At 70.2% G+C, this 19,489-nt stretch carries 22 protein-coding genes, 1 tRNA gene and 1 pseudogene; 12 read left to right on the plus strand and 12 right to left on the minus strand.

The features are described from left to right. Positions 1-123: 123 nt before the first annotated feature. Positions 124-1,362 carry an NAD(P)/FAD-dependent oxidoreductase gene (locus tag B4V04_RS12950; protein WP_498232169.1) on the minus strand — a complete coding sequence of 413 codons (1,239 nt, stop codon included), beginning with the start codon at positions 1,360-1,362 and terminating at the stop codon, positions 124-126. Positions 1,363-1,473: 111 nt separating this feature from the next. Next, a complete protein-coding gene (locus B4V04_RS12955; RefSeq protein ID WP_498232170.1) occupies positions 1,474-2,055 on the minus strand; it encodes a DUF1684 domain-containing protein in 582 nt (193 codons plus the stop codon). Between the two features lie 130 nt (positions 2,056-2,185). Between B4V04_RS12955 and B4V04_RS12960 the strand changes: the two genes are divergently transcribed. The 3 genes and pseudogenes from B4V04_RS12960 (at position 2,186) to B4V04_RS12970 (ending at position 4,464) form a co-directional block, all read left to right on the plus strand. Next, positions 2,186-2,782, plus strand: a complete 597-nt coding sequence (locus B4V04_RS12960) for a DUF6149 family protein (protein ID WP_498232171.1) — start codon at positions 2,186-2,188, stop codon at positions 2,780-2,782. Between the two features lie 66 nt (positions 2,783-2,848). Next, the gene (locus B4V04_RS12965) at positions 2,849-3,889 is read left to right on the plus strand and encodes an AI-2E family transporter (RefSeq protein WP_498232172.1); all 1,041 of its coding nucleotides are present in this window, start codon (positions 2,849-2,851) and stop codon (positions 3,887-3,889) included. A gap of 25 nt (positions 3,890-3,914) precedes the next feature. Continuing rightward, a pseudogene (locus B4V04_RS12970) lies at positions 3,915-4,464 on the plus strand (TspO/MBR family protein). A gap of 9 nt (positions 4,465-4,473) precedes the next feature. Here B4V04_RS12970 and B4V04_RS12975 read toward each other — a convergent pair. Continuing rightward, positions 4,474-5,088 (minus strand): GNAT family N-acetyltransferase, encoded by a 615-nt coding sequence (locus B4V04_RS12975; protein ID WP_498232173.1) that lies wholly within the window; start codon positions 5,086-5,088, stop codon positions 4,474-4,476. Between the two features lie 107 nt (positions 5,089-5,195). Between B4V04_RS12975 and B4V04_RS12980 the strand changes: the two genes are divergently transcribed. Both B4V04_RS12980 and B4V04_RS12985 read left to right on the plus strand, forming a co-directional pair. Further along, a complete protein-coding gene (locus B4V04_RS12980) occupies positions 5,196-5,834 on the plus strand; it encodes a class I SAM-dependent methyltransferase (protein ID WP_498232174.1) in 639 nt (212 codons plus the stop codon). A gap of 36 nt (positions 5,835-5,870) precedes the next feature. Beyond that, positions 5,871-6,872, plus strand: coding sequence for a sulfurtransferase (locus B4V04_RS12985; protein ID WP_498232175.1), 1,002 nt, complete (start codon positions 5,871-5,873; stop codon positions 6,870-6,872). A gap of 97 nt (positions 6,873-6,969) precedes the next feature. Here B4V04_RS12985 and B4V04_RS12990 read toward each other — a convergent pair whose 3' ends face one another. Further along, positions 6,970-7,350, minus strand: coding sequence for a DUF7987 family protein (locus B4V04_RS12990; protein WP_498232176.1), 381 nt, complete (start codon positions 7,348-7,350; stop codon positions 6,970-6,972). Positions 7,351-7,512: 162 nt separating this feature from the next. Then, the gene (locus B4V04_RS12995; RefSeq protein ID WP_144796948.1) at positions 7,513-8,919 is read right to left on the minus strand and encodes an ATP-binding protein; all 1,407 of its coding nucleotides are present in this window, start codon (positions 8,917-8,919) and stop codon (positions 7,513-7,515) included. 175 nt (positions 8,920-9,094) lie between these two features. On the opposite strand from B4V04_RS12995, the gene idi reads away from it, so the two are divergent. The 6 genes from idi to B4V04_RS13025 all read left to right on the plus strand — a co-directional run bounded on the left by idi (position 9,095) and on the right by B4V04_RS13025 (position 12,978). Beyond that, positions 9,095-9,691 (plus strand): isopentenyl-diphosphate Delta-isomerase, encoded by a 597-nt coding sequence (gene idi, locus B4V04_RS13000; RefSeq protein ID WP_498232177.1) that lies wholly within the window; start codon positions 9,095-9,097, stop codon positions 9,689-9,691. Positions 9,692-9,793: 102 nt separating this feature from the next. Next, positions 9,794-10,549 (plus strand): DUF2064 domain-containing protein, encoded by a 756-nt coding sequence (locus B4V04_RS13005; protein ID WP_498232178.1) that lies wholly within the window; start codon positions 9,794-9,796, stop codon positions 10,547-10,549. Positions 10,550-10,604: 55 nt separating this feature from the next. Beyond that, positions 10,605-10,688: transfer RNA gene (locus tag B4V04_RS13010), tRNA-Ser, on the plus strand. 294 nt (positions 10,689-10,982) lie between these two features. Then, complete coding sequence (sod, locus tag B4V04_RS13015; RefSeq protein WP_498232179.1) at positions 10,983-11,582, plus strand: superoxide dismutase [Mn]; 600 nt, start codon at positions 10,983-10,985, stop codon at positions 11,580-11,582. Between the two features lie 155 nt (positions 11,583-11,737). Then, the gene (locus B4V04_RS13020) at positions 11,738-12,073 is read left to right on the plus strand and encodes a DUF5827 family protein (RefSeq protein ID WP_498232180.1); all 336 of its coding nucleotides are present in this window, start codon (positions 11,738-11,740) and stop codon (positions 12,071-12,073) included. After that, the gene (locus B4V04_RS13025) at positions 12,070-12,978 is read left to right on the plus strand and encodes an ATPase (protein WP_498232181.1); all 909 of its coding nucleotides are present in this window, start codon (positions 12,070-12,072) and stop codon (positions 12,976-12,978) included. Before B4V04_RS13020 ends, B4V04_RS13025 begins: the two co-directional genes overlap by 4 nt. Before the next feature lie 53 nt (positions 12,979-13,031). On the opposite strand, the gene B4V04_RS13030 is transcribed toward B4V04_RS13025, so the two are convergent. From B4V04_RS13030 to B4V04_RS13060, 7 genes are all read right to left on the minus strand, one after another. Then, complete coding sequence (locus tag B4V04_RS13030; RefSeq protein ID WP_498232182.1) at positions 13,032-13,514, minus strand: hypothetical protein; 483 nt, start codon at positions 13,512-13,514, stop codon at positions 13,032-13,034. Positions 13,515-13,631: 117 nt separating this feature from the next. Beyond that, positions 13,632-13,982 carry a 4a-hydroxytetrahydrobiopterin dehydratase gene (locus B4V04_RS13035; protein WP_498232183.1) on the minus strand — a complete coding sequence of 117 codons (351 nt, stop codon included), beginning with the start codon at positions 13,980-13,982 and terminating at the stop codon, positions 13,632-13,634. An 82-nt stretch (positions 13,983-14,064) separates the two neighbouring features. Beyond that, positions 14,065-15,219: an ATP-NAD kinase family protein gene (locus B4V04_RS13040; protein WP_498232184.1), complete on the minus strand. Its 1,155-nt coding sequence runs from the start codon at positions 15,217-15,219 to the stop codon at positions 14,065-14,067. A gap of 307 nt (positions 15,220-15,526) precedes the next feature. Then, positions 15,527-16,219 carry a competence/damage-inducible protein A gene (locus B4V04_RS13045; protein ID WP_498232185.1) on the minus strand — a complete coding sequence of 231 codons (693 nt, stop codon included), beginning with the start codon at positions 16,217-16,219 and terminating at the stop codon, positions 15,527-15,529. An 84-nt stretch (positions 16,220-16,303) separates the two neighbouring features. Then, positions 16,304-17,068 (minus strand): DUF5803 family protein, encoded by a 765-nt coding sequence (locus B4V04_RS13050; RefSeq protein WP_498232186.1) that lies wholly within the window; start codon positions 17,066-17,068, stop codon positions 16,304-16,306. Positions 17,069-17,072: 4 nt separating this feature from the next. After that, positions 17,073-17,768: a DUF2110 family protein gene (locus B4V04_RS13055; RefSeq protein WP_498232187.1), complete on the minus strand. Its 696-nt coding sequence runs from the start codon at positions 17,766-17,768 to the stop codon at positions 17,073-17,075. Further along, positions 17,768-18,292, minus strand: coding sequence for a transcription factor (locus B4V04_RS13060; protein WP_498232188.1), 525 nt, complete (start codon positions 18,290-18,292; stop codon positions 17,768-17,770). Before B4V04_RS13060 ends, B4V04_RS13055 begins: the two co-directional genes overlap by 1 nt. Before the next feature lie 197 nt (positions 18,293-18,489). Here B4V04_RS13060 and B4V04_RS13065 point away from each other — a divergent pair, with 197 nt between their 5' ends. Beyond that, positions 18,490-19,488: a hypothetical protein gene (locus B4V04_RS13065; RefSeq protein WP_498232189.1), complete on the plus strand. Its 999-nt coding sequence runs from the start codon at positions 18,490-18,492 to the stop codon at positions 19,486-19,488. Position 19,489: the final 1 nt, after the last annotated feature.

Here is a 19,489-nt window from a genome sequence, read left to right on the forward strand (position 1 = left end):
AGATCATGATAAACGTTGCGTCGATTTCGAGCGTCTGGGACGGGCGAGACGGAGAAACGGGCGATTCGGAGGACGGAGCGCGCGGAGAAACGGAATCGTCGAGGACGGAGCGAGCGACCCGCGTTACTGCTCTGTCGTCGCCGCCAGGTCGTCGACGGAGAAGCCGGGCTCCATGAGGAGCTCCGTCTGGCCGCTCACGTCGCGGCCCTCGCGCATGAGCTGTTTGAACGCGGACTGCGGCGAGAGGTCGCCGATGAGGACGCCGCCGACGACCTTGCCGTCCTTCAGGGCCACGCGGCGCCACTCGCCGTCGGCGGTGGTCGCCTCGACCGAGTCGTCGCCGAGAGTCGGGTGGCCGAACGAGAGGAACGGGAAGTCGAAGTGAGTGATCGAGTACGAGGAGACCCACCGGAACTCCTCGCTGCCGTACTCCAGCATGTTGCGGGCGGCGATCGTCCCCTGCTCTTTCGCCGACCCCCACGAGCCGTTCTTCGCCCGCTGGCCGAGGACGAGGTCGTCGAACGTGGTGATGTCGCCGGCCGCGAACACGTTGTCGACGTTGGTGCGCATGAACTCGTCGACGACGATACCGTCCTCGACCTCCAGCGGGCTGTTCTCGACGAGCTCGGTGTTGAAGTTCAGGCCGATGGCGACGCCCGCGAAGTCGCACTCGTAGCGCTCGCCGTTCGGGTCGACCGCGGCCTCGACGCGGCCCTCGTCGTCGACCTCGAAGTGGTCGACCCCGGAATCGAAGACGGGCTCGACGCCGCGCTCGCGCATCGCCTCGTGCATGATCTCCGCGCCCTCCGTCGAGAGGGCGTAGCGCCACCAGGCGTCGCCGCGCATCAGGTACTTCGCCTCGACGTCCTGCGCGCCGCAGATGGCCGCGAAGTCGATTCCGAGGAGCCCGGCGCCGACGATGACGGCCTTCTCGGCGCCCTCGACGCTCTCTTTGATCCGCCGGGCGTCCTGGAACGTCCAGAAGTGGTGGATCCCGTCCGCGTCCGCGTTCTCGACCGGGAGCTGCTGGGGAGTGCCGCCGATCGCGAGCAGCAGGGAGTCGTACTCGAACGTCTCGCCCTCGTGGGTGTGGACCGCGTCGTTCTCGACGTCGATGTCGACGACGACGGTGTTGAGCCGGAGGTCGACGTCGTGCTCGTCGTACCACTCCTCCTGGTGGATCGAGATGGGCGCCTCGGGGAGCTTCCCCTTGGCGTACTCCTTGATCAGGATCCGATTGTAGAGGGACTCCCCCTCGTCGGTGAGAACCGTGATATCGGCGTCAGGCGCTTGCTCGCGCAGCGTCTCGGCCGCGGACGCACCCGCGATACCGTCCCCGACGATCACGTACGAATCGCTCATGTGCGGGCGTTCGGATTCGGGGTTAATACGGGTTGTCATCCGCGTTGACAACTGTGATATTCTCACGCTCGGGTCCTCCGACGGGCCCGTTCCCCGCCGCGGTCGAGACGCTCAGTCGCGGTCGCCGGCGCCGGCGGGCTCGGCGGGAAAATCGCGCTCGCCCGCCTCGATCCGGACGTCGAGCCAGTTCTCCGCGGGGGTCAGCGGGCACTCGTAGGCGTGGTTGTACGCGCAGGTGGGATTGTACGCGACGTTGAAATCGAGGGTCCACTCGCCGTCGACGCGGTCGCGATCGGGAATGAGATCGAGGTACCGCCCCGCGCCGTACGTCTCTTCGCCGTTGGTCCGGTCGCGGAACGGCACCCAGAACCGGTCCGAGCCGTCCGTCGGGCGGTACGCCTGCAGCGAGTGCGTCTCGCCGTCGATCTCGAATCGGAACTCCCCCCACCGCCGGTACGTCTGCTCCCCGTCGGCGGTGGTTTCGACGGTTATCGTCTCCTTCTCGTCGTGTTCGCGGAGCGGGAGCTCGAACCGGTACGCCGGGTCCGGATCGTAGTGTGCGAGCCCGGGGAACGCGTCGCCGCGCATCTCGATCGGCATCGGTGACCGCACCGACTCGCGGAACTGCTCTTCCTTCTCGCGACGCTCCCGTTCGATCCGCTCGGCCCAGTCGCCGGTCTCGGTCGCGTTCATCTCACCTTAGTATTGTGCGTTCTATACAATAACACTTGCGTCGGTTCTCGCGGGCGGCCGCCGTCGTCTCGCCGGCTCCCACGCGTCGGGAACGCCACAGATTCAAGGCCGTGCCGACGCAACGAGGCGTATGAAGATCCGGCAGAACATCCGCCACTGGGCCGCGAAGAAGGCGTTGACGACGCCGGTCGTCGGCGACGTCGCGAACGACAAGCTCGTCGACCTCCACACGAGCATCTTCCTCAACAAGGCCGACGAGGAGCGCCGGGAGGAGCGCCGCGAGCACCTCGACGACTTCTTCGACGCGACCATGGACGCGTACGTCGCGGCCTTGGAGGCCGGCTTCCCCGAGGCCGAGGCGCGCGAGATCACCCACGTGCAGGCCAACTTCGACTTCTTCAACCACGGCTGGACGGAGATGATGGAGATCCCGGGCGACGAGTTGGAGGAGCATTACCGGCGCTACGAGGAGTTCTTCACCGACCACGGGATCACCATCGACGACCCTCTCGGCGACTTCCGACCCGCCGACGGCGTCGCCGACGCCCCCGAGACGCCGGCGCGACTGGAGACCGCGGAGTACGAGAACGCGCTCGCCGGCTTCGCCGACGACGTGTACGTCGAGACCGACGAGGGCGAGACGGTCGTCGGCGGCGAGACCGAGGAGCCCGAGGACGTCGACCCGTCGGCCGCGCCCGGGATCGACGAGGACGAGGCGAGCGCGTAACGAAGCCCGGAGACGATCCGCTCGGGAGCCGCCCACGTTTATACTCCGGCGGCGAGAGCGGCCGACATGAACCGCGGCCAATCGTTTCTCCTCCTTCTCATCGGCACCGTCGCGCTGTTGACGCTGTTCGTCATCCTCCCGTTCGTCGAGTACGTCGTCGCGTCGGCGATCCTCGCGTACGTCCTCTACCCGTTCCACGTGCGGCTCTCGCGGTGGCTCCGGGACCGCCTCGCGGGCCACGTTCGGGAGTCGGTGTCGCGCCGGCTCGGTCGCATGCTCTCGGGGGTCTCGCTCATTCTCGCGTCCGTCGTCGCCGTCATCATCCCGCTCGCGTACATCTCGTGGGTGTTCGTCCGAGACCTGACCGAGATCGCCCGCGGGAACACGGACATCGACGTGAGCGCGGTCGAGGCCGACCTCGCGGCGCTGACCGGTCAGGAGATCGACGTCGGCGAGGTGCTGGCGATGGCCGGACAGCTACTCGTCGAGACGCTGTTCGGCGGCGTCAGCGGGGTCGTCACCACGGCGCTTCGGGCGTCCGTCGGCCTCTCGCTTGCGCTGTTTCTCGTCTACTACACGCTGCTCGACGGACCGGCGTTCGTGGGCTGGATACGGGACACGAGCCCGCTTCCCGCGGAGGTCACCGCCGACCTCGTCGACCGCGTCGACGCGATGACCCGCGGCGTGGTGATCGGCCACATCGTCGTCGCGCTGCTGCAGGCGCTGGTCGCGGGCGTCGGGCTCTGGGCGGTCGGCATTCCGAACGTCGTCTTCTGGACGTTCGTCATGGCCGTGCTCGCGCTGCTGCCGCTGATCGGGGCGTTCTTCGTCTGGGGGCCGGCCGCGGCGTACCTCGTCGCCGTCGACCAGGTCACGGCCGGCGTGTTGCTCGCGCTGTACGGCGTGTTCGTCATCGCGATGGTGGACAACTACGCCCGACCAATCGTCATCGACCAGCAGGCGCACCTGAACCCCGCGGTGATCCTCCTCGGCGTGTTCGGCGGGATCTACTCGGTCGGGTTCACCGGGCTGTTCGTCGGCCCGATCGTCATCGGCGTGCTCGCGGCGACGTTGGAGACGTTCCGGGAGGACTACGACGCGATTTAAGCCGGAGAGTCGCCTACGGCGACTCATGGCAACCGCCATCCGATCCCGGCTCCCCGACCGCCGGGACGCCCTCCTGATCGTCGCCGCCGCTGTCGCCGTCAACCTGATCGGCGCGGTCGGCGTCCCCTTCACCGCGACCGAGAGCGCCTGGTTCGCCGGACTGGAGCTGCCGGCGTACTACCCGCCCAACTGGGCGTTCGGCGTCGTCTGGCCGATACTGTACGCGCTGCTCGGGATCGCCGCGGCGCTCGTGTACGTCCGCGGCCGCGACGCGGGCGGCGTCGGGGACGGACCGGGGAGCGACCGGGACGCCCGGACCGCCCGCGACGCCCGGGTCGCGCTCGGGCTGTTCGCGGTCCAGCTCGGCGTCAACGTCGCGTGGTCGCCCATCTTCTGGGGACTCGAACGCGCCGACCTCGGTCTCGCCGTGCTCGCCGCGCTCCCTCCCCCTCGTCGTCGCGACGATCCGCGCCTTCGACCGCGTCGACCGCCGGGCCGCCCTCCTGCTGGTCCCCTACCTCGCGTGGGTCTGTTTCGCGACCGCGCTCAACTACGGGATCTGGGCGCTGAACTGATCCCTTCGATCAGTCGGACTCAGACCCCTCCTCGAGCCGATCATTTATAAACCGGCGCTCGCGCGGGTCGAGGTCGCGGTCCTCCTCGCGGAACGCCCGGAGCCCGGCGCGGTACCGCTCTCCGCCCGACTCCCCCTCCGAGGCCGGCTCGGTCGCCGGTCGCTCCAACTCCAGCTCGGCGATCCCGGTCCGCTCGCCGGTGTACGCGAAGCCGCACTTGTACAGGGCCGCGTAGGCGAACGGGTTGTTCACGGCGATCCGCACGCGGTCGTAGCCGTCGGCGGCGAGCCGCTCGACGGTCCGGTCGACGAGCCGCGGACCGAGCCCCTCGCCGCGGCACGCGACGTGGACGGTGACGTACCGGAGGCGGCAGCAGGCGGGGTCGGTCCGGTCGGGCGAGAAGGAGATCGCCGCGACCACGTCGTCGTCGAACTCGCTCGCCTCGACGGTCGGGGGGAGGGGCTCGTCCGGCTCCCACTCCGGGACCGCCGGCGAGCCGTCGGGCGTCCGGAGGACGGCCTTGCCCGGCGCGCCGACGACGAACTTGCCGGCGTAGGCGAACGCTCGGTAGTCGAGCCGCAGGGTCGCTCCCGAGCCCGGGTCGCCGACGAGCGCGTACTCCATACCGACCGGTACGGCTCGCGCCGATAAATGAACGGGGGCTCGCGCGGATACGTGAACGAGGGCTCGCCGGGACCGGTTTTTAACTACCGTCGCCGCCGAGAGCGACCATGCACGGCCTCGGCGACGTCCGCTTCTTCGACCTGACGGCGCCCCTGTACGACCGCGTCATGCCGCCGGCGAACGGCGAGGCGTTGGCCGCGGGGCTCGACCACGCGACGCGGCCGATCGACCGCCTGCTCGACGTCGGTGGGGGGTCCGGACGCGCCGCGGCCGCGCTGACGGGCCCCGACATCACCGTCGTCGACGTCTCGCTCGAAATGCTCGCTCGCGCCCGCGACGCCCGCGGGCTCTCGGGCGTCGCCGGCGACGCGGGACGGCTCCCGTTCCGAGACGCGTCGGTCGACGCGGTCACGATCGTCGACGCGTTCCACCACCTGCCAGATCAGGAGGCCGCGATCCGGGAGGCCGCGCGGGTGCTCGCGCCGGGCGGAGCGCTCGTGGTCCGGGAGTTCGACCCCGAGCATCCGCTGGGGCGCGCCGTCGTCGCGGCCGAGCGCGCGATCGGGATGTCGTCGCGGTTCCGAACGCCGTCGGACCTCGCCGCCGCGTTCGACGACGCCGGGCTCGACCCCCGGATCGTCGATCGCGGCTTCGGCTACACGGTCGTCGGCGTCGCAAATCTGTCCGGTGTCGGCGACGCCGACGCGTCTGCCGTCGGAGCCGACGGTAAAACCGACCTCGGGTAACAGGGTTATCGCGGGAGGGCGACAACGCCGGGTCGGATGCAAGACCGACAGACGCGGACCTCCAGACGATCGGTACTGGCCTCGGCCGGCGCGGCGCTTGCGGCGACGGCCGGCTGCCTCGGCTCGACCGAGAGCGAGCCGCCGGCGGCGTACACGACGCCCGCGGCGGCCGAGTTCGACGCCGTCGTCGACGGCCAGTGGCTCGACGAGAACCTCGACGACGTGCGCCTGCTGGACGTCCGCGACGAGGAGGCGTTCCTCGACGCGCGGATCCCGGGCGCGCACCACTTCCCGGACTCCGAGATGCTAGACAGCTACGCCGAGGAGACTCCCGAGGGCTTCGAGGTCTCTCCCGACGTGATGGCGTGGACGCTCTCGCAGGCGGGGATCGAGCGCGGCGACGACGTGGTGGTGTACGGCGCCGACTCGAACCTCTGGGAGACGTACGCCATCTACACGCTCAACGCGCTCGGCCACGAGGGGCAGGTCAGCCTGCTCGACGGCGGGTTCACCGTCTGGGACGCGGCCGGCGGGGAGACGGTCTCGGAGGCGCCCGAGCCGCAAGAGGCGACCTACGAGCCCGAGCTGAACCTCGACGTCGTCGCGACCCGTGAGTTCCTCGCCGACAACGTCGACGAGGACGGGGCGGCGGTCCAGATCCTCGACATGCGCTCGCCCGAGGAGTACTGGGGCGTCGACGAGCGGGGCGACCTCGACCGCTTCGGCCACGTCACCGGCGCGACCAACCTCAACTTCGTCCAGAGCATCGACGACGAGGCGGGCCGGCTCCGGACGCCCGAGGAGCTGGAGACGCTGTGGGTCGACGACGCCGGCCTCTCGCGGGACGAGACCGCGGTCGCCTACTGCCAGACCGCCATCCGGGCGTCGGTCGGCTGGTTCGTCCTCGACCAGCTCGGCTGGGACGACGTCCGCAACTACGAGGGGAGCTGGGCCGACTGGGGGAGCCTCTCGGAGGAGAACGGCTACTACTACACCACCGGCGAGGACACCGGGACGGTCGTCGACACGTTCGCGTAAGTCGGGTTCGTCGGCAGTGTTGGAACCCTATCCTTTAGCTAGCAGTGGACTGAAACAGCCGGGCGGAAGAAGACTGCGAATAGAACACTTGAAGCAATCAATCACTCCCGTAATCAGTGTACTGTAGAAGTAAACCGGGAACAACGACACCGACCCCGAATACTATCCCATAGACGATCTCTGACGGTAGGTTGGTGAACTCAAGGAGTCCAAACAAGAGCCCCATTGCGACCAGAACGAAGATACCAATGAGTTTGTTCTCGGCTGTCACTAATCCCTCCCGTCTATAGAGGATATACAGTGATAGCCCTACCAAAACGACGATAGCGACAAGAACGCCACTGAAAAGGTCTATCGACTCCGTAGCGAGACTGTAGAACAACCCGAGTCCTGCCGCCACGTACGCAACCGCGAGAGCTACGACACCTCTTCGTCCACCGAAATATTGGTCGTCGTCTACGCTCTCGGAAGGTACCATATTTCAAAATCACATCGGGCTCATAAATAGTGCGGGCAAACTCCGGATCTTCAAGTCACGATTATTCGAACTATCCGGTGTATGCACTCTTTGTATTGACCGCAGCCGAGACAGACTGAATCACCCCTAACCTTCCCGCAAAAAGCACCGCTCAACGGCGCCTCAGTCGTGCGAGTGGCTGTGCGCGCCGTGGTCGTGGGCGGCGCTCTCGCCCTCGTCGTCGTGGGTGTGGTCCTGCTCGCCGGAGTCCGTCTCGCCGAGCACCTCCGCGCCCTCGCCGTCGATCATGTCCATGTTCTTCAGGTTGTCGCGCTCCTCGAAGTCCTCGACGGCCTCCATCACGTCCTCCTGCGTGATCGTCATCCGGTCTTCCGTGAGCGCGCCGAGGACGGCCTCGCGGAGCACCATCCGGAGGTCCGAGCCCGTGAGCCCGCTCGTCCGGTCGGCGACCTCGTCGGGGTCGAAGTCGGCGATCTGCATCTCGCGGGTGACGACCCGGAGGATGTCGGCGCGCATGTCGCGGTCCGGCTTGGGGAAGTTGACGATCTCGTCGAAGCGACGCCACGCGGCCGCGTCGAGCTGGTCCGGGTGGTTCGTCGCGCCGATGAGGAGCACCTCGTCGCGCACGAGCGACACCTCGTCGATCGATTTGAGGAGGGTGTTGACCGCGCGCTTGAGGGCGGCGTGCTCGTCGGAGCGCCGGGTCTTCGCCACCGAGTCGAACTCGTCGATGAAGAGGATACACGGGGAGAGCCGCTTGGCGACCTCGAACGTCTTCTCGACGTTCTTCGCCGTCTCGCCGAGGTACTGGCTCGTGATCATCGACATCTTCACCTCGACGAGCGGAATTCCCAGCTCGTGGGCGAGCGCGCGCGAGACGGTGGTCTTCCCGGTCCCCGGTGGGCCGACGAACAGCAGCTTCCCGATCTCTCGGAGCCCGATGCTCGCGAGGTACTCGCGGTGTTCGATCGCCTTCACGATCTTCTGGATCTCACCCTCCTGGTCGCCGGTCAGCACGAGGTCCGCGAGCGTCGTCTCGATCTCCTCGGGGGCCCGCACGTTGACGAGGTCGAGCATCTCGCCGTCCTCGTCCTCGTCGAAGTACTCCTCCAGCAGGGCGTCGATCCAGACGCGGTCGGCCTGGATCGGCCGGACGCTGTCGCGCGCCTCCTCGTGGGTCACGGGCGCGTCGAGGTCCTCGGCGAGCTCGAGCGCGGCGACGATCGTCGGGTTCTCCGCGATCCGGTCGGCGTCGGCGTGGTCGCGGTACCACTCCAGCGCCATCGCCGGCTGGGTCAGGGAAATCTCCCCCGAGAACTCGGTGCGCTGGGTGAAGAGGAGCTCCGAGACGGCGTCCCACGGGTGTTCGACGCCGGTGGCGGTTCGGGTCGTCTCGCTCGTCGCCTTGAGGGGTCGCTCGACGCCGCCCGGCGCGTCCTCGGCGGCGTCGTCCGACCAGAACACCTGGCGGAAGCGCGGGGGCAGATCGTTCTCGTCGAGGTCGCGGTTCTCCGTGTAGAGGTGCGTCGTCAGCACGAACTCGACGACGTCGAGCGCCGGGTCACTCATCCGCGCGACGTAGCCGCGGGACGCGGTTAAGCGCGTCGAACCGCGTCCGTCGTCGGGGGTGTTCCGCCTCCCGGTGGCGGCGATCGGGGTTCCGGCCGGGCGCGGCGTCGCCGCGGCGCCGAGCCGCTGCCGACGTATCGAACGCTTATTAGCCCTGGTGTTCGACCTACCTGGCATGAGCTTAGAGGACGCGACCGCCCCCGGCGACCCCTCCGGGGAGGCCGACGACGACGCGGACCACGAGAACGCGCTCCAGGACGTGATCGCCGTCGACCCCGAGGACGCCGAACAGGGAACGGTGAACCGCCTCGACGCGCACACCGGTGACGGGATCCGCCACCGGGCGTTCACCTGCCTCGTGTACGACGCCGAGGGGCGGATCCTGCTGGCGCAGCGCGCCCCGACGAAGCGGCTGTGGGACGGCCACTGGGACGGCACCGTCGCCTCGCACCCGGTCGAGGGGCAGACGCAGGAGGACGCCACGGAACAGCGCCTCGAGGAGGAGCTCGGGATCACGCCGGACCAGTACGACGACCTCCGCGTGACGGACAAGTTCGAGTACAAGCGCTACTACCCCAACGAGGGCGTCGAGTGGGAGGTCTGCTCGGTGCTGAAGGTCACCCTCGACGACACCTCGCTCGATCCCGACGAGGAGGAGATCGGCGGCATGCTGTGGGTCGACTACGATCACCTCCACGAGAACCCCGCGCTGTACCGCCAGCTCCGGCTCTGTCCGTGGTTCGAGATCGCGATGCGGCGCGACTTCTCCTGAGCGGCCCGCCGCGCCGCCCCCGGGCGGCCCGCTGCTTTCGCCCCGCCCGTCGGTTCCGCCCCGAAACGGCGAGTTGAAGGCGCGCGGGCGACTCGGTCCGGTATGACCGTCGTCGTCGTCATGGCGCAGCCGCCCCGCGAGGGGCTCGTCGCGACCGGGATCGCGGAGTCGACGCCGCTTTCGACCGCCGAGGCCGCCGACCTCTACGAGGCCCTGTTCCGCGACGCCGTCCTCGCGGTCGACCGCTCCGGCGGCGAGCTCCTCGTCAACTACCCGGTCGACGACGACCTCCCGGCCGAGCACCGCACCGACACCGCCCCCGAGGCCGAGCTGCGCACGCTCGTCGCCGACACCCTCGGCGGCACCGAGGACGCCCGCTTCGAGCGGCAGGTCGGGTCGTCGTTCGGCGCGCGCGCCGGAAACACCGTCACGCACCTGCTCCGCGAGGAGAACGCCGACTCCGTCGCGGTCGTCGAGCCGCAGGCGCCGCTGCTCTCGCGCACCGTCATCGACTCGGCCGCGATGAAGCTCCGGACGAACGAGGTCGTGCTCGGCCCCTCCACCCGCGGGCGCACCTACTACGCGGGCTTCACCGCGCCGATCGACTTCGACGGCGCCTTCGAGGCGCCGAGCCTCCCGACGCTGGCCGCGCGCGGCCGCGACGCCGACCTCGACGTGGAGTTCCTCGAGCCCTCGCCCTCGATGGTCGACGGCGACGACCTGCTCGACGCCGTCCCACTGCTGCGCGCGCGGTTCGCCGCCGAGCGCGTCGTCCCCGACTACACCGCCGCGTTCGTCCACCAACACGGGCTGGACGTGGTGGTCGAGGACGGCGAGGAGCGCGTGGTGCGAGACTGACTCGCGGACCGCGGACCGACACCACTTAGTCGAACGACGCCGAGCGTCGGGACGTGGTGGGATGGCAGAGCGGCCTATTGCGCCGGTCTTGAAAACCGGTAGCCTCACGGCTTCCTGGGTTCGAATCCCAGTCCCACCGTGAGCGCGCAGCGCACTCCGCGCTGCGCGCGTTTCGTGCAGGAATTCGAAGCAGAGAGCGACGCGTGATTCCGATTCCCGTCCGACTTCGGGGTGAAACCCTTTCCAGTTACGCCCGATCGAGGGACGCCGGCGACCCCGGGGGACACGCACCGTCGCCGATCGGCCTGAACCGCAATCGTACCGCCCTCGTACCGAATTTCCGGGTGACACTCACGTCCGGTGACGTGTGGTATCATCTACCTCATTATCTTTAACAGGTTTCCAACACATGTTAGGTGTAGGTGATACAACGATGAGCTACGAACTCGATCCGCTTCCGTACGATTACGACGCGCTGGAACCGCACATCTCCGAGCAGGTGCTCGAATGGCATCACGACACCCATCATCAGGGGTACGTGAACGGCTGGAACTCGGCCGAGGAGACGCTCGAGGCCAACCGCGAGGAGCACGACTTCTCCTCGTCCGCGGGCGCCATCCGGAACGTGACCCACAACTCGTCGGGCCACATCCTCCACGACCTGTTCTGGCAGAACATGTCGCCCGAGGGCGGCGACGAGCCCTCGGGCGCTCTGGCAGACCGGATCGAAGAGGACTTCGGCTCCTACGAGGCCTGGAAGGGCGAGTTCGAGGCCGCCGCTTCCGGCGCCTCCGGCTGGGCCCTCCTGGTGTACGACACGTTCTCGAACCAACTCCGCAACGTCGTGGTCGACAAGCACGACCAGGGCGCGATCTGGGGCGGTCACCCGATCCTCGCGCTCGACGTCTGGGAACACTCCTACTACCACGACTACGGCCCCGCCCGCGGCGAGTTCGTCGACAACTTCTTCGAAGTCGTCGACTGGGACGAGCCCGCCAGCCGCTACGAACAGGCCGTCGAGCTCTTCGAGTAACGGTCCGCCGGACGCGCCCGACCGCGCGTCGAATCCCGACGTTTTTTCGACCGCTTCGCGCCGAGAGCCGCGAGGCCGCGCGTGGAAGTCGTCGGCCCGCGCTCGCCGGCCGCCGTATCGGCAGCGTTTACGGAGCCGCCGCCGTACCGCCGGCCATGCCCGAGCCGAAGTCGACGTTCGACGCGACCTATCCGTGCGAGTTCTACGAGCCGGCCGAGCTGTTCGAGCCGGACCTGATGTACACCGTTCCCGAGATCGCCCGGCTCCTACAGGGGTTAGAGCCGGACGCGCAGGTCGACGCCGACACCGAGGCGGTGCTGATCGACTGGGCGATCCCGTGGGTGATGAGCCACGCCGAGGACATGGTCATCGCGGAGCCGCTGGAGGAGGACGGCCCCGGCTACTACGGGGTCGCCGAGCACGCGGTCGACGAGGAAGACACCGGCGCCGAGGAGGGTCGCGGCGAAGACGCGAGCGACGGGGACGCGTGAGCGGGAGCCGATCCGACGGCGCGCCGGTCCTGCTCGTCGCGGGCGGCGCCCGCGTCGACGCCGGGAAGACGACGTTCTCGACGGGGCTGGTGGCGAGCCTCGCCGAGCGGACCGGCGACGCGGTCGGCGTCAAACCCCGCGCCGGCAACGACCGCTGGTTCGACCACGACGACTACCGGATCGCGACCGACGGCGGCCGGCTCTACGGGAAAGACGCGCGGCGGCTCGCCGCCGCGAGCACGCGACTCCTCGCCGCGGTCGGCGGGGAGCGTCGCCCCGAGGCGGTCGCGCCCGAGTCGATCAACCCCCTCCACCGGCTCTGGCGTCCGACGCCCGGACGGACCGGGATGCTCGGCGACGAGGACCGCACGTTCCTCTGCGACCGCGTCACCGGGGCGGACGGGAGCCGGTTCGTCGTCAACGGCGCGGCCGAGGACGCGGGACTGCTCCCCGACGACCTCTCGGAGCGGCTCCCGCTCGCGGACGCGACCCGCGTGGACGACGTGGCGGCGTTCAACGACGTGATGACCGCCGACTACCTCCCGGCGTTCGACCGGCTCGCGGAGCGGGTCGCGGCGACGTCGGTCCCCGTCGCCGTCGAGTCGTACGCGGACGTCGCCGGCCCGCTCCCGCGGGGCGGGCCCGTGACGCCCGACGCGGTCGCCGTCGTCGACCCCGGACGGGCGCGGATCTACGCGGGCGACCGGTACGCGAAGGCCCGCGCGGTCGCCTCCGGGAGCCCCCGCGAGGGGACGATGGAGGAGCACACGGGGACCGTGACCGACATGATCGAGCCGGTGGCGACGGTCGGCCTCCCGGCCCTCGGCGGCGAGGCACGCGGGGACCCGAAGCGGGTCGCGGCGCGCTACGAGACCGCGTACGAGGCGCTGTTCGAGGCGGTCTGACCGGGGACGGGCACGGATCGGATCCGGCGGTTATCTGAAAAGAGGCGGCGCGCTCAGGCGTTCCGCTTGGTGTAGTGGTCGATCGCTGACTCGATGGAGGAGAGCTCGGCGTTCACCCGCGAGTCGGCGACGCGCATGAAGCCGGGGGTGTAGGAGGCGGAGTAGTCGAAGATGGCGTTGACGGCGCGCTTCGGCGCGGAGACGGCCGCGAAGTCGGTGACCGTGTACACGCGGGTCGTCGGGAACGCGGTCCAGAACGTGCTGGAGACCCAGCGGTCCCCGTCCTCGAAGGTCGCCCCGACGCGGCCGGTCGCGAGGTACTCGCCGTCGTGGTAGAACAGCAGGAGGTCGCCCTCTTCCATCCGCTCGAAGGTAGAGCCGTTGCCGCTCTCGTCGTCGACCGCCCACAGGCGGGCCTCGTCGAGGTCCGCGAGGGGTTCCGGACGGTCGTCGTACTCGGTGAGATCGACCGCGGACCGGACCGTTCGGTCGAAGTTCTCCGGGTCTATCGGGACCAGGAAGACGTTCGCGCTCATTGCCAGCACTTTCGCCGGGAGGGTTTTAAAGCCGTCCGTTGCCGCGCCGGCTCCGCTGTCGGATCGGCGGCGGGCGCGGTCGTCCCGGCGGGCGCGGTCGTCCCGGCGGGCGAGCTCTCAGTCGTCGCCGTACCCGTCGTAGATCCGATCCATCCGCGCGGCCATGACGAAGTCGGACTCGTGGAGCCCGCCGATGTCGTGGCTCCACATCTCGACGCCGACCTCGCCCCACGACAGGTGCAGGTCCGGGTGGTGCCACTCCTCCTCGGCGAGCTCGCCGACGTCGTTGGTAAACGCCAGCGCGGTCGCGAAGTCGTCGAACTCGTACGTCGCCTCCAGGTGGTGGTCGTCGACGACCTCCCACGCGTCCCCGAGCTCGGCGAGGTACTCGGCGTACTCGTCGTCGGTCAGCGGCTCGTCGCCCTCCTCCGACGGTTCGACCGGCTGGTCCGCGAGCGGTGATGGCATGCACCACCCTTGTGCGACGAGCGGCTTGTACCTTCCGCGGCGGAGGGGGCCGCGCGGCCTTCGCTCGCGGTCGACCGGGCTCTCAGACGATCTTCATCATCCGCGTCTCGAACTTCCCGACGCGGACCCGGACCCAGCCGGCGAGCTCGTCGTCGAGGTCGGGGTCGTCGGTGTCGACCCGGAGCGCGCGCACGTCGTCGAGCTTCGCCCGCGAGGCGACGATCCGCAGGTCGCACCGCCGGATCACCGCCGGCGACAGCTGCGGGTTCCCGCGACCGAAGACGAACCCCTGCCCGCCGATCGGCGAGACCACGATCACGTTCTCCTCGCCGAGCGCGTCGAGGATCTCGCGCTCCGTCCCGTCCCGCAGCACCACCTCGCCGTCACGCCACACGTCGACGCCGATCGGCGACGGCTCGAACCCCAACTCGGCCTTGATCGCGCCGACGGTCGAGCCCGGGCCGAGCACGAAGGCGACGCCCTCCCCGTCGCGCTCGCGGATGTCCTCGGCGACCCCCTCGGCGAGAGACTCCACGGTCCCGCTCGCGGTCTGTTTCGACGACTGGAGGTCGTCGGCGACGGGGACGCGCGCGACCGCCCGGAGCTCCGGGTGGACCTCCCCCTCGCGGTAGGCGTCCTCGTCGATGTCCATCACCTCGCGGCGCTCGGTACGCGAGAACGTCGCCGCGACCTCGGCCGCGTCCTCCGGCGAGACGGCGAACACGGAGGAGTACACCTTGACCCCGGCGGGGACGCCGAGCATCGGGACCTCGCTGTCCGCCGCCTCCAGCGCCGCCGCCACGTCGGTCGCGGTGCCGTCGCCGCCGACGAACAGCACGAGGTCGACCGGGACGGCGCTCCTCCTGTCGTCCCCCTCGCTGTCGTCCCCGCCGCTCGCGACGAACGCCTCGACGACGCGCGCGGTGTGGGCCGCGGTCGTCTCCGTGGGGCCGGGCGGCTCGCGGTCTTCGTTTCGCTCGTCGCCGAACGGGTCGACGACGCGGACCGGGTCGAACCCGGCCCCCCTGACCAGCCGCTCGCCCATCGGGTCTGCCGCGGTCGAGACGGTGGCCTCCGGCGCGACTGCCGCGAGCCGCTCTAGCGCCCGCCGCGCGCGGTCGGGAGCGCGCGGCTCCGCGCCCCGAGCGATCGCCTCCGCGACCTTCCCGTCGGTGCCCTTGAGGCCGACGCGGCCGCCCATCCCGGCCACCGGGTTCATCACGAAGCCGACGTGCATGGTCCGACCTACGGCGGCGGAAACTTAAGCGGGCGCGTCTCGGCGCCGCGCCCGCCCGGGGCCCGCGGGCGGTGGCGGAGCTCCGACCGCCGCCGAGCCTGGAAGTTCAATACTTAAGACGCCCCCGGAGCAACCGTCGTCCATGCTCCTCGAAGCCGCCGTGACCGAGCCGCTCCCGATCGACGCGACCGCGACCGCCGTGCTCCTCGCGAGCCTCGGCGTCACCGCCGTGTGGCTCGCGTACCTGTACCGGTAGTCGCCCAACCGAGTCCGGTTCCCTTCTCCTCCGAATCGCGTCCCGGTCCGCTCACCGCGACTCGACCAGCGTCGACCGCTCCCGGACCCACTCGGCGGCGCGCTCGGCCTCGGCCGCGCTCGTCGCCGTGATCTTCACCCGGACGCTCTCGCCGGGGTAGGAGCCGACGCTGACGTCGAACTCCTCTTGCAGTTCCGTGAACCGGTCGAGCAGGGCGCTCTCCGGCTCGTCGACGTCGACCGTGACGGTGTGGGTCGGCGTCCCGTCGAACTCGTCGGCGACCGACTCGAACATCGCCTTCATCTCGGTCGGGACGCCGGGGAGGACGTACACCGACTCGACGACGGCGCCCGGCGCGACGCCGGCCTCGTTGGCGAGCGGGCGGCAGTCGGCCGGCAGGTGCGTCGTCTCCGCGGCGAGGTCGTCGGCGCTGTACCCGCGCTCGGCGAGCCACGCCGCCGCTTCCTCGTTCCGCTCGAGCCCCCGGCCGAAGGCGGCCGCGACCCCGTCCATCGTCACGTCGTCGTGCGTCGGGCCGAGCCCGCCGGTGACGACCACGGCGTCGTACTCGGCGTGGTACTCGTTGACGACGCGCGCTATCTCGCCGACCTCGTCGGGGACGACGGTCACGCGGCGGACGACGACCCCGCGCTCGTCGAGCCGATCGCAGAGCCACGTCGCGTTCGTGTTCTCGGTGTCGCCGACGAGGAGCTCGTCCCCGACGGTGACGACGGCGGCGTTCATACCGCTCTCAAGGCGACGCGCACTCAAAAGCACCCGCGTTCGGCGGGTCCCGCCGTCCCTGTCTGAGGGAGGGCCCGCCGCCGGCTACTCCTCGTCGTCGTACACGCCGAGCCCCAGCTCCCGGCGCCGCTCTCGGAGCGCCTCCAGCTGGCGCCGGAAGTAGGCGGTCCCGACGACCGCCGCGACGAGCGCGACGGCGAGGATCACGCCGAAGACGAGCAGGTCGGTCTCGCGGTACGACTGGACCACGACCGACCCGCCCTCCACCGACTCCCAGGTGATCCGGTCGCGGCCGTCGACCGTCTCGACCTCGTGGTCGCGCGGCGCGACGTGCCCCACGACCGGGAAGTCGGTGCTGAACCCGGGCGGGAGCGTCACCGCGTACGACCCGTCGACGTACGCGAGCGTGGTGAACCGCCGGGGCGAGCCGGCGGCCGAGAAGGCGACCTTCCCCTCGCCCATCTCCCCGGGGAAGCGGACCCACGTCTCGTCGGGCGTCCGGTCGATCACGCCCCCGCGGGCGCGGAACTCGGTGCCGTTGAGCACCTCGCCGTCGGCGGTCTGATACCGGAACGCCTCGAACTCCAGCGGCTGGTCGCCGGCGTACGGTGTCTGCCTGTACAGCCGGAGCTCCTCGACGTCGGAGACGTCGTACACCGCCGCGTACTGATTCCCGGTCGAGAGGTTGAACGCGGCGTCGCGGTCCGCGTCGAACTCGTACTCGTGGGGCGGCTCCGCGTCGAGGGTCTCGTTCGCGACCTCGCCGCCGTCGTTGACGTAGGTGAGACAGCCCGCGCTGACGGCGAGCAGCGCGACGACGGCGACCGCGAGGGCGAATCGTCGGTTCACGGGCTCAGACGACGCAGCGCATCTCCGCCGGGAGGTACGAACCGATCGCGGCGAGTAACCCCGGCGGGTCGGTGTTCTCGGTGCAGACGATGCTCTGCTCTAAGAGGCCGAGCCGCTCCACGGTGACGATGTCCTGCGCGTGGCCCGCGCGGTTCACCGTCGCGCGCACCTCGCCGCGGGTCGCCGAGTTGACGTTGACCCGGCCGTTCCCGCGCTGCCAGTCGTACAGGCGGTCGCGCTCTGCGTCGGCGAGGCGGCTCGGTTCCGCGTCCGGGTCGCCGACGTCGCCGCCGTAGACGAACCGGACCGGGAGGTGCTGGACGAGCCCGAACCGCTCGACGACCTGCGCGGGCGACCCCCTGCCGAGGCCGATCTCGTCGGCGAGGACCCGCACGTCGACGCCCGCGTCGAGGACGAACCCGTCGTCGTCCCACGACTCGAGGGTGCCGACGTACTCCTCGCCCGGTTCCAGGCCGCCGTCGTGGGCGACGATCTCGCCCCACGTCTCCGCGAGCACGTTCCGGGCCACTTCGGCGTCCTCGCCGTTCACGTCCACCTGCACGAAGCCGTCGTCGCGGACGCCGACCTGCCACTCCACGCTCAGCTCGCCGACGTCGTTGGCGACGAGCGATCCCATGCCGTCGAGCGCGCGGTCGCGGGCGTCCCCGTCGACGTAGCACTTGGTTGCGAGGACGACCATCAGCCGGTCACGTCCACGTTGAGTTCGTCGCGGAGCTCCTCGACGCGCCGGTCCATCGCCTCGCGGAGGCGGTCGTTGTCCATCGCCTCGACCGGGGAGCCGCACTCGGGGCACTCGAAGCCGAAGTCCATCGCCTCGCCGAACTCGAAGCGGATCGAACACACCTCACAGAGATAGAACTCGTGGGTGCGCTCGTACTCCTCGCGCTCCTCTAACGCCTCGAGCAGCCGGTACATCTCCTCCTCGAGGTTCTCCGGGATGTTGTCGTAGTGGAACGTCCAGAGGTACGTGAGCCACCCCGAGTCCTCGTCGCGCACCCGGCGGTACGTGGCGAGGTCGTTCTCGTAGAGGATGAACAGCGCGCGTCGGACGTCGTTGAGCTCCAGTCCGAGCTCCTCCGCCAACTCCTCGTCGGTGACCTCGCCGTCGGGCGGCGCGGCCGCGACCGGCATCCCCGTCGGCCCCACCAGCTCGTGGAGGTACTTCTGGATGACGGGGTCGTTCAGTAGATCCTCAAAAGCCATTACCCGAATTTGGTGGTGGAATCGGGTTAAAAGCTCCGAAAGGGCCACCGTCGTCGGACACCGGTGCGGCCCGGGATCCGACCGCCGCCCCCGGCGGCCCGACGGTCTCCGATGCGGGATCGACCGCCGCCGCGGGACCGACCGCCGCCGCGGGCTTCGGCAAAGCTTTACGCCGCCCCTCGCACCACTCGTGCGTAATGAGCGAGTCCGACGGGCGGCGCGACCGAGTGCGCCTCAGGCGAGCGGTCGGCGCGCTCGCGCTCGCGGCGGTTCCGGTCCTGCTCGCCGCGGCGCCATTGATCCCCCTCGCCGTCGCGCTCGGTCCCGTCGGCCTCGGCGTCGTCGACCCGACCGCCCTCGGCGGGGCCCCGCCGGTCGCCGCCGCCGCGCTCGCCGCGGTCGTCCTCGGCCTCGGCGGGTCGGCCCTCGTCGGCCCGGTCGTCGTCGACCGGTGGATCGCGCGGCTCCCCGAGGCCGAGCTCGACGACCGCCCGGCCGACTTCGTCGCCGACCGCGTCGCGACACTCGCCGGGGAGGTCGGCGTCGACGCCCCGGCGGTGACGGTCGTCCGCGCCGACGCGGCCAACGTCGCCGTGGCGGACGGCTACCGAGGCGCGCGTCTCGTCGTCTCGACGCGGCTGCTCTCCCTCCCGGCAGCCGACCGCGACGCCGCGCTCCGCCACGCGCTCGTGCGACTCGGGAGCCGGGAGGCGGCGGTCACCACGGCCCTGCTGCCGGCGCTGGGGCTCGTCGAGACGGTCGCGCTGCTGGCGACGCTGCTCGTCGGGCGCCGGGCCGACCGGACCGCCGCCGACCGGCGCGTCAACCGGATCCACGGGTACGAGCCCGAGGGGAATCGGATCCCGCCGCGGGCGTACACCGTCGCCGGCGTCCTGCTGTGGCTGCTCCTGCTGCCGGCGTGGCTCCCCGCCGCGGTCGGCGACCGGCTCTACGTCGGCGGCGGTCGCCGTGACGCCGACACCGCGGTGGCGCGGCTCGGGAGCGCCGAGCGCGACGGACTCGGGAACGCGGTCGCCTTCGCGGGCGAGGCGGCCGGCGCCGCCGACTGGCCGCCCCTGCTCGACCGGCTGTCGCTCGCGTCGATGGCGGACGCCGAGACGGGGCGCGTGCGCGGGACGAGCCGCCAGGAGGCGCGCCTCCGGCTCGCGCTGTTACGGTCGAAGCGGTCGCTCTGAG

Source organism: Halorubrum sp. B52, assembly GCF_059752555.1.